Annotated in this window: 8 protein-coding genes; 3 read left to right on the forward strand and 5 right to left on the reverse strand. The window is 62.1% G+C overall.

Annotated elements, in window-relative coordinates; all coding sequences use genetic code 11:
- Positions 1–64 precede the first annotated feature (64 nt).
- Together ACLFKU_RS30425 and ACLFKU_RS30430 are read right to left on the reverse strand one after the other, a co-directional pair.
- Positions 65–2,233 carry a glycogen debranching N-terminal domain-containing protein gene (locus ACLFKU_RS30425; RefSeq protein WP_410851576.1) on the reverse strand — a complete coding sequence of 723 codons (2,169 nt, stop codon included), beginning with the start codon at positions 2,231–2,233 and terminating at the stop codon, positions 65–67.
- A gap of 202 nt (positions 2,234–2,435) precedes the next feature.
- Positions 2,436–2,813, reverse strand: coding sequence for a hypothetical protein (locus tag ACLFKU_RS30430; protein WP_410851577.1), 378 nt, complete (start codon positions 2,811–2,813; stop codon positions 2,436–2,438).
- Between ACLFKU_RS30430 and ACLFKU_RS30435 the strand changes: the two genes are divergently transcribed.
- Both ACLFKU_RS30435 and ACLFKU_RS30440 read left to right on the forward strand, forming a co-directional pair.
- Entirely contained in the window at positions 2,813–3,628 is an 816-nt protein-coding gene (locus ACLFKU_RS30435) for a hypothetical protein (protein WP_410851578.1), read from the forward strand. The two genes, ACLFKU_RS30430 and ACLFKU_RS30435, sit on opposite strands and share 1 nt — an antisense overlap.
- 207 nt (positions 3,629–3,835) lie before the next feature.
- A complete protein-coding gene (locus tag ACLFKU_RS30440) occupies positions 3,836–4,087 on the forward strand; it encodes a nickel-binding protein (RefSeq protein ID WP_410851579.1) in 252 nt (83 codons plus the stop codon).
- A gap of 104 nt (positions 4,088–4,191) precedes the next feature.
- On the opposite strand, the gene ACLFKU_RS30445 is transcribed toward ACLFKU_RS30440, so the two are convergent.
- Both ACLFKU_RS30445 and ACLFKU_RS30450 read right to left on the reverse strand, forming a co-directional pair.
- Positions 4,192–4,392 carry a DUF6900 domain-containing protein gene (locus tag ACLFKU_RS30445; RefSeq protein ID WP_410851580.1) on the reverse strand — a complete coding sequence of 67 codons (201 nt, stop codon included), beginning with the start codon at positions 4,390–4,392 and terminating at the stop codon, positions 4,192–4,194.
- Positions 4,370–4,708: a DUF6900 domain-containing protein gene (locus ACLFKU_RS30450; protein ID WP_410851581.1), complete on the reverse strand. Its 339-nt coding sequence runs from the start codon at positions 4,706–4,708 to the stop codon at positions 4,370–4,372. The genes ACLFKU_RS30445 and ACLFKU_RS30450 overlap by 23 nt, the downstream gene beginning before the upstream one ends.
- Positions 4,709–5,162: 454 nt before the next feature.
- Here ACLFKU_RS30450 and ACLFKU_RS30455 point away from each other — a divergent pair, with 454 nt between their 5' ends.
- Positions 5,163–7,697, forward strand: coding sequence for a penicillin acylase family protein (locus ACLFKU_RS30455; protein WP_410851582.1), 2,535 nt, complete (start codon positions 5,163–5,165; stop codon positions 7,695–7,697).
- Positions 7,698–8,416: 719 nt separating this feature from the next.
- On the opposite strand, the gene ACLFKU_RS30460 is transcribed toward ACLFKU_RS30455, so the two are convergent.
- Positions 8,417–8,932, reverse strand: coding sequence for a mucin-associated surface protein (locus ACLFKU_RS30460; protein WP_410851583.1), 516 nt, complete (start codon positions 8,930–8,932; stop codon positions 8,417–8,419).
- Positions 8,933–9,273: the final 341 nt, after the last annotated feature.

The following is a 9,273-nucleotide window of genomic DNA, read 5'->3' on the forward strand; positions in this document are numbered from 1 at the left end:
CGCGGCCGTTCGGTCATTTGCATAGCGGCGACCTTCCGAAACGTACGCGATCGGGCCGCCGCAATCAAAGGCCTGCAGCCAGTTCTTCGCGCCAACTCGTCATCGGGCGCCGGCTCACGCTTTTGCTTGACCCTTTCAACACTTCGAATTCTGTGCTTCCATCGGTTCGCGTGAACCGGATATCGAATATCTGCGCGCCTACCTTCAGGTTTCGCAAAGTCAGCGTGTCAATCCAGGGAGGCAGCACCGGGTCGACGTACAGTTGACTGCGCGGCGCGTCGGGCTGAAGACCCAGGATCGCATACACGAGCGAAAAAATCGAACCCGCGGCCCATGCCTGCGGCACATTTGCGCCTATGTACTGCACCGGAAAGCTCGCCTCCGTGCGCTGCAGGCCTGCAAATAGCTCAGGCAACTGGTTCAGCGCGAAATAGCCGCCTGCATCGCAGATGTCTTTCGCGATCCGTCCTGCCTCGTCGGCAAAACCGTAACGCTTGAACCCTTCGGCGATGAGTCCGTTGTCATGCGGCCATACGGCGCCCTTCTGATAAGAATGCGGATTGAAGGCCGTATGTGTCGACGACAGTGTGCGCACGCCCCATCCGCTATACATGTCCGGCTTCATGAGTCTTTGCACCACGCGGCGCGCGCGCTCGGGCGGAACGATTCCCGACCATAGACAGTGGCCCGGATTGGAGGCGATGCTCATCACGCGTTGCTTGTCGCCATCCAGGCAGAGCGCATAGAAGCCGCTGCGTTCGTCCCAGAACGCGTCATTGAATCGCTCGTACATGTCGGCGGCTTTCGCGCGTAGCCTGCATGCACGGCGCTTCTCGCCGAGCACATCGTAGATCGCGGCCATACGAAGCCATGCGTCATACACGTAGCCTTGCAGCTCGCAGAGCGCCTTCGGTCCTTCGACGAGCGTGCCGTCCGGATACACCACGGCATCTCCGGCATCTTTCCAGCTCTGGTTTTTCAGGCCGTCCGTCGATCGCGTCTCGTACTCCTGAAACCCGTCGCCGTCACGATCGCCATAGTGGTCGATCCATTTCAGGCACCGCTCGGCGTTGGGCAAATGACGGATCAGCAATTCACGGTCGCCGGTGCAACACCATGCGGTATGGAGCACGATCGGATATAGAGCCGTCGCGTCCGCGGTTCCGTAGTACGGCGTATGAGGAACGAGCCCGAGCTTTGCCAGTTCGCCCCGCCGCAGCTCGTGCATGATTTTGCCCGGCTCGGCGTCACGAAAGTCGTCACGCTTCGTGGCTTGCCGTGCGCCGAGCGCCGCAAGCGTGCCGCGCGCGAACCCCGAATAAATCAGCGCCGTCTGCAGCGAGGTAATCAGACTGTCACGTCCGAACAGCGCGACGAACCACGGCAAGCCCGCTGCGGGAATCATTAGACGCCTGCCATTCACGTGCTCCGGCACGCGCAGCGCCGCGACATCATCGGTCGCCTGACGAAACAGACGGTTGAATGTTTCGTCGCTGCACTCGAGCGACGGAATCGCGCGTTTCCATTGTGCGAGCCGCTTTCCTTCGGGCGACGGTTCGCCGGCCGCGCCGCAGCGCTGCGGCGCGCGTACGGCGCGGCCGTCATCGTCTATGTCGTACTTCAGGCAACAATGCCAACGTGCGCCGGGTCGCAAGCTCACACCAAATGTGATGCGGCCGTTTGCATAAGCCCCTCGCGTGTGGCTATCGTGCACGCTCAGACTGATGCCGCGGCCAAAGTGCCCATTCTGGTAACTGGTCTTCAGATGTTGCGTGTGCTCATTCCAGGTGGTCACGACACGACCGCGACGAACCACATGTCCGGCCTTGACTTCGAAGATGTCCGCGAAATCGCTGCGCACCGCGATCTCTAGATTGAACGACACCGTACGCAGGCCGTGATTGGTCATGTCGATGTCCTCGTGGACTCCACCACCTACATGACGGGTCAGTATCAGGCTGACCGTATGTTCCTCGATTCGGCCGTCCTCGCTGTCGAGCGGACGATTCGCGAGACATGCCCGCATCAAAAAGGACTGCAGCGCTCCCGAGCTGAGCAGATCCCAGGGCTCGCCATTAGCGAAGATCGTCCAGTTGCTGATAAGACGCGTGTCCTGGAAATAGAGACCTTTGCGCGACCCGCTGATGATCTGCCCGTCCGGCTGCGTGAGCAGGACCGTATGTCCCTGATGGATGGCAATCTGCGGCGGGCCGATCCTTACCTCGAGCGACATGTCAGTGTCCCTCTAAACGACCAGGCGAAATAGCGCATTGCGCTCGGGTTTCCGTATGGATGTTTCGGAACCTTCCTGTGATGAGAGTCAGCAACACTCGCGCCGCCGTCGCTCAGGAAAGGTACGGGGTGCAACCGCGCGTGTTCGGGACCGCGTTATGCTACCGGCCTCGATTCAAGTCGGAGCGCTGTGGTTGCCTTGCTCACGCCAGCCCGCGACCCGGTATCCGTGCGAGACTCAGCGCGACGAGAATGCCGAGCGGCAACACGATCGCTGCGACGCCGAAGCGCTGAACACCCGCCGCGCCCGCCAATGCCCCGAAGACAAAGAGCAGCAGTTGAAGTGACAACTGCCGGAACATGCGATCGCTCGGCTCATGCTTTCGAAACAGCAGCCGTTCGACCAGTGCCACGATCCAGCCGGTGTAGTTGCTCCGTTTTCGACGATCTGCAGTGGCTCGACGAATCATCGGCGGCGCTGCTGCACTTCGTGCTGCGGCGGCTGGACCGCGAACTGCCAGTTGTCTTTGTCGCCGCTGCCCGTCCCGCCGAAACGGACGAAAACCGGTTTGCAAGGACATTGCTGCAATCGTTGGCGCGTGACAGCAAGTTGACGCGCGTTGAGTTGGCACCACTTTCTGCTGAGGAAGTTGCCGCGCTTATCGACGCATCGGGAAGCGATATCCGACTCGAACAGGCGATCAAAAGCAGCGGCGGCAATCCGCTCTACGTCCTCGAATTAACGCGCGCGAAGCTAGCTCATATCGAAGCCTCGACGCTCTCTGTCGATGCTTTGATCGCGGATCGACTCGCACCGCTCGATGCGCGCACACGCGATCTGCTCTCGTTCGCGGCGTCGATCGGGCGTGGGTTTGCTCCCGAGCAGCTCGCGCAACTGCTCGACCGTCCGCTTCCTCAAGTCCTTTCGAGTCTTTCCGAACTACAACGTCGGGGACTCTTTGCAGCCACGCAAACCGAGATCGATTTCGCCCACGACCTGGTACGTCAGACGGTCTATCGAATGCTCCCGCAGCCACACAGGCGCGCAATCCACCATCAGATCGCGCGACAGCTGCTGGCTGCGAGCGCAAACGACCCGCGCCTGCACGGCGAAGTGGTTCATCACGCGACGTTGGCGGGAGACTCGCGCATGACGGCGATGGCATGCGTCAAAGCCAGCAATCACTGTCTGGCAGTCTTTGCGGGATCCGAGGTTCGCGCTGGGGCAGATCGCGGCCTGACTCACGCACGTTCACTCCCGCAGGGAAGCGAGCGGGTCCAGCGTGAAATCCGGCTGCTCACCGCGCGGCTCGTGGCTCTGGCGAGTTCGGGCGACGCGTGTCCGCCATCGATCGAACAGGAACTCGAGCAAGCCATTCAGGGCGGTCCTGGTTGAGGCGGCGCTCATCGCCGGCGAGATGAAACGCGCCATGTCCGTTCTATCTTTATTGCGTGAGTTGCTGGCACACAAGCCGATCACGCCCAGGGGCCAGGCCGCACTACAAAGGCTTGATGAGCGCCACCCCGTGACTAGAACGATCATTCAAACGCAGACACATTAAATTGCGGCGAGTACAGGCGCTGCCGCAAAGGGAGATCAGACATGTCGTACGTCGTCGTTGAAAGGAGTTTTCCGACGCCACAGTCGGATGCGGATTTGTCCGTAGTGGAAGACCGCCTTGCACCGTGCAGCGATTTACACGGCATCGTCTGGAAACGCAGCGTGGTTTCAATCGATCGCATGCACATGATCTGCGAATATGAAGCGCCGGACGCTGAAACCGTCCGCAAGGTGCAGCGGGAAGCCGGCTCCGTCTTCGATCATATCTGGTCGGGCGACGTCATCGAAAGCTGACGCCACATGCGCTTTTGCATGGACCAGGACAAGAACAGAGGAACGCGGCGAAACTTGTGCTGCGGGTCGACGGCGACGACCGAGGTCCTTCGTCAGCCGTTCTGTCAGTGGAGCTCGGCGTTGTATCCGACGTTCAGGCCCATCCAGTACGCCTGCTCGAGCGCGCTGGCGATGTCCCGGACCCGGACCATACGGAGGTCGGCCGCGGTACGTCCGCGTTCTTCCAGAGAGTCGAGCGCCATCGTTTCCGCGGCGATCGCCTGAAGCGCCAGCCAGTGAGGATCATTCCGGGAGGTCGCACTCATGTTCGCCTCCTTGCGGTTCCTTACTCGCGCAGGTACGCAGCCACTCGGTGGCGGCAGCCCGCACGCCATCCAGCCCGTCACGACAGACCAGTTTGGACGGCAAGGCCTGTCCCTGCTCCATGCGACTCACCCGGTGGCCCATCAACAGGCCCAGGTCGTAAGCCCGCTCGAGCGCCTGCGCGAGACTGGCGATTCGCACCAGATGGACGTCATTCGTGATCTTTCCCGACTCCAGCAGCGAGGGTACGCCTAGTTCTTCACGGGCAATCGCCGCAAGCGGCTCCCAGTGTTCTTCGTTCCTTTCTTTCAGTTCCATGCCGAGGACCTCCTTCGCTGTCCAATCTTACTGACTGTAAGTTTATTCTCTTGGAAGCAAGTGCCCGGATGGCATTCAGCCGCACCTGGAGTAGGCAGTCGCTTAACTCGCCGTCGCCTTCGCGATCAAGCGGCTTCGGTCGGCGGCGCACCGAGCGGAATGCGCGATCAGAAGCAGAGCAGCGTCGAGCGCTGGCTTCTAGCTCCGCGATGCATCAGGCGGCGCGCGAGTGTGCAAGAAAGGAAGGCTTTGAAAACGGAGGTCACATAAGCTGGGTGCCCTTTATGGAGGCCACGAAGCCTCACTTCTCGGAAAAATATCCATATCATCCCGGAGCGCGACGATGGTCATTGTCTGGATCCAGCGACGTCCACGCATATTGTCGGCACCCGACCATGCTATGGTCGCAAGGCGATCAGGTTGCCGTTGCAACAAGCATTGGACGCCCCCCTGCATGATCCACAATGATCCGTTCGAGCCATTCCCGCAAAAGCGGCGTCGCGCGTGGCCGCCGATTCTGCTGTGCGTCGTAGTCATCGCTTTGGTCGCGTTGGTGGTGGCAGCCGGGTTGACTCTGCGCGCGAGCCTGCCGCAACTCGACGGCACGCTCGACGCGCCGGTATCCGCAACGGTGACAATCGCGCGCGACGCGCTCGGCGTGCCGACGGTACAAGGCAGCACGCGTGACGACGTCGCGTATGCGACCGGTTTCGTTCACGCACAGGACCGCTTCTTCCAGATGGATTTGCTGCGCCGGGTCGCCGCCGGCGAGATGGCCGCGCTCATCGGTCCGGCTGCGCTGACACTGGACCGGCGCGACCGGCCCATGCGTTTTCGCGAACACGCGCGGGCGGCACTCGCCGCGTTGCCCGCAGACCAGCGGCAACTGATCGAACGCTATGCGGCGGGCGTCAACGACGGCCTGCGCTCGCTACGCGCCCGGCCGTTCGAATACTGGCTGCTGCGCACCGAACCGGTCCCGTGGCGCGCTGAGGATACGTTGCTCGCCGTCTATGCCATGTACATCGACCTGCAATACGGCCAGATCGCACACGTGCTGTCACGTGCGGCAGTGCGCGAGCGAGTGCCTGCCGACCTGCTTGCGTTTCTGCTGCCCGCAACGAGCCGCTGGGATGCTCCGCTCGACGTGATGCGCGCATTCACGCCGTCGCCCACCACCCTGCCCGCGACGCCGCCGCCGTGGCTGCCCGCAACACGACCCGCCGCGGACTTCGACACGGAGGCCACCGCGCTTTTGAGCGGCGTGCCCGAATTCATCGACGATGTAGCCCCCGTCAGTTCGATGGTCGGCAGCAATGGATTCGCGGTCGACGGTGCGCACGGCGTGGACGGCCGCGCGCTGCTCGCGAGCGACATGCACCTCGGCTTGTCGCTGCCGAACATCTGGTACCGGTTGTCGCTGATCTATCCCGCGCCAGATGGCGGGGCGCGGCGCATTACGGGGGTGAGCCTGCCAGGTACGCCACTCGTCGTGGCCGGCAGCAACGGCCATATTGCCTGGGGATTCACGAACAGCTACGGGCGGTTCATCGATCTCGTCGAACTGCTGCGTGCCCCGGACGATCCGCTTCGCTATCGCGTACCCGACGGCGGCTGGCAGACGGCGCAGGTGATCCATGAGCGCCTCGACGTGAAAGGCGGCGCGAGCGTCGATCTTCCGGTCGTGCAAACCCGCTGGGGGCCCCAGATCGTTGTTGGACCGCATGCTTATGCCTTGCATTGGGTTGCGCAGGATCCGCAGGCGATCAACGTGAACCTCGTGCAGCTCGAAAGCGTGTCGAACGTCGCCGACGCGTTGCACGCTGCGCAGACCCTCGGCCTGCCAACGCAGAACTTCATGGCGGCCGATGCACAGGGCCGTATCGGCTGGACGCTCGCCGGTCCCCTGCCGCGCTTTGCCGATGCGGATGTGGATGCCACCGCGCTCGCGAGCTTCCCGTTCCGCTCCGACACCTATAGCGGTTGGCAAGGGTATCTGCCGCCCGATGCGTACCCGTTGCGCATCGATCCGCCGGCGGGCCGCATCTGGACTGCGAACAACCGGACGTTGCCGCCGGACGAGGCAGCACGTATCGGCGATGCGGGCGCCGATCTCGGCGCACGTGCGACGCAGATTCGCAATGATCTGCTCGCGTTGCCGCATGCGACCGAGCGCGACATGCTGGCGGTGCAGACCGACGACCGGGCTTTCTGGATCGAACACTGGCGACGCACTGCGCTCGACGCGCTCGACGCGACCTCTCTCAACGGCCATCCCGAACGCGCGGCATTCCGCCGGCTCGTCGAAACCTGGGATGGCCGCGCGGATGTGACTGCGGTCGGCTACCGGCTGGTGCGCGCGTTCTACTACTCGCTGTACGACGCCTGGTTCGGTGCGCTCGACAAGCAAATGACCGCGATCGCACCCGAACTCAGCTATCGCGCTGCGAACTCGCGTTACGAGGCAACAATGGAGATGCTCGCCGGCCAGCACGCGTGGATACCCGAGGGTTTCGCGGACTGGCGCGCGTTCGTGCTGGATCGGATCGACCGCTCGATCGCGCAATTGCCGAAGGGCACGAGGCTTGAAGATGCACGCTGGGGCGAGCGCAACCGCTCGGCGATCGCGCATCCGTTCGCCCGGATCGTGCCGTCGTGGCTGCCGTGGGTGCGCAGCTGGCTCGGCACGCCGGCCGATCCGCTGCCGGGCGACATCAATATGCCGCGCGTGCAGTCACCCGTGTTCGGCGCATCCGAGCGTTTTGTGGTGTCGCCAGGGCATGAGCAGGACGGCATCTTCGAGATGCCCGGTGGACAGTCGGGCAATCCGCTGTCGCCGTATTTTCTCGCCGGACATGAAACGTGGGTGCACGGCGATGCGGCGCCGTTCCTGCCTGGCACAGCCGTGCATACGCTCAAGCTCAACGTGGCTGACACGCATCACGCCTCCGTTATGGGCGGGCCTTTGATCATTCAGAACCCTCGCTGACTCAAGGCACCTCGAAGACGCTGCAGACCCAGGCGCCCGGGAAGCCGTGGAACTTGCCGACGGCGATGACGCAAACATGCCGGCTGTGACAACCCTCGAGGCGGCAGGCATCCGGATGCGGGAGGATGTATTCTGCCGGGTGCAATTCGCGAACATTGCTCGTGCGGCACCGAGTCGATCTGGACATGGATCAATGCCGTCGGTCGTTTGGTCAACGATGAGCCGTCAACTGGATGCGCACGGCGCGCGATATCGGCTCCAGGCAGTGGCTCTATTCCCTCGGCCGCGAAATCGAGCGATTGCTGCACGTCGCGACGCGTGCCCACTGACTGTTGCACCGGTATCATCCAGCGACTCGAGTTTCCCCAGTACCGGACCGTTCTAAGTGCAGGAGAACAAGGCCGCCAAAATCGCTCGAATCGCCGACGGACAGCGGAAACCGAATGAAAAGCGCCCAATGACCGCAACGGCTGACAAACAATACTTCGAAACGGCGAATTTAATGGCCAGTTCCCGAGCGGAACCGACGCTTGAATGACTGAGCGGCGGTGCAAACGAATGACGCTTGATGGCCGCTCGCAGTCTTATCCTCGCCGCATCGATCGTGCCGCCGCCCGCGGCGCGATAAGTCCCCGGCTGAGGCTCCGGCACCGGTTACGCAACTCCCGGTGCCGGGTGCGAAACAGGGGCGGTACAACGATTGCCCGGAGTACCGACCGTCAATCTTCGCTGACTTCGCCGTCTTGTTCGACGGCCGGTTCTACTGGATCGGCCGCCGGATTCTCGTCAGCGGGTGCGCCGGCATCCTCTGTCGAACTTTCAGCTACCTGCGCATCAACTGCGTCGCCTGACTCAACTTCCGCCAAACTTGCAACGTCGCTTGACTCAGCTTGCGGAATATCTGCAACGTCGCCAGACTGAGCTTCCACCAGATCCGCAATGTCACCCGACTCAGTTACCGCTGCATCTGCAGAGTCGGCTGACTCATCTACCGCCGCCTCCGCAACGTCGGCTGACTCATCTACCGCCGCATCGGCAACGTCGGCTGACTCATCTACCACCGCATCGGCAACGTCGGCTGACTCATCTACCACCGCATCCGCAACGTCGGCTGACTCAGCTACAGCCAGATCCGCATCCTCCTCTGACGCATTGGGCTCCTGGATTGACTCATCGCTCGGCGTCGCAACGATCTCATCCGGCACGCCAGCCGTGCCGTCCACATTCAGTGTCATCGAAATCCTCATAAGGTCGAGTTATTGGTAAAAACCCCCAAAAGGATTCCCAATGAAATGCGCGTCGCCAACGGGCGACTTTTTTATCGCAGGCCGCTTGGCCAGCGTGGGAGAGCACATAGTCTCACATGGCCAGCCCGACAATGAATCACAGCATGGACGCATTCGATATTGATGTGTTCGCAAGCGAACACATCGCAGAACGCGCATAAAAGCCTAAGGCTACGCTGAACAAGCAGCTGAATTTGCGACGTGTCGGCGATGTAGAGGTGTTCAGGTCGTGAAGCCGACCGTCATCCTTTGGTTTTTGGCCCTTGCGGGCATTGCACGCGGGCGTTTTG

Source organism: Paraburkholderia sp. EG304 (assembly GCF_046543485.1).
Classification (GTDB): domain Bacteria; phylum Pseudomonadota; class Gammaproteobacteria; order Burkholderiales; family Burkholderiaceae; genus Paraburkholderia; species Paraburkholderia youngii.

Bases quoted from the DNA above. Each gene is read 5' to 3' on its own strand.
- ACLFKU_RS30425 (WP_410851576.1), bottom strand. From the start codon at position 2,233: ATGTCGCTCGAGGTAAGGATCGGCCCGCCGCAGATTGCCATCCATCAG.
- ACLFKU_RS30430 (WP_410851577.1), bottom strand. From the start codon at position 2,813: ATGTCCTTGCAAACCGGTTTTCGTCCGTTTCGGCGGGACGGGCAGCGG.
- ACLFKU_RS30440 (WP_410851579.1), top strand. From the start codon at position 3,836: ATGTCGTACGTCGTCGTTGAAAGGAGTTTTCCGACGCCACAGTCGGAT.
- ACLFKU_RS30445 (WP_410851580.1), bottom strand. From the start codon at position 4,392: ATGAGTGCGACCTCCCGGAATGATCCTCACTGGCTGGCGCTTCAGGCG.
- ACLFKU_RS30450 (WP_410851581.1), bottom strand. From the start codon at position 4,708: ATGGAACTGAAAGAAAGGAACGAAGAACACTGGGAGCCGCTTGCGGCG.
- ACLFKU_RS30455 (WP_410851582.1), top strand. From the start codon at position 5,163: ATGATCCACAATGATCCGTTCGAGCCATTCCCGCAAAAGCGGCGTCGC.
- ACLFKU_RS30460 (WP_410851583.1), bottom strand. From the start codon at position 8,932: ATGACACTGAATGTGGACGGCACGGCTGGCGTGCCGGATGAGATCGTT.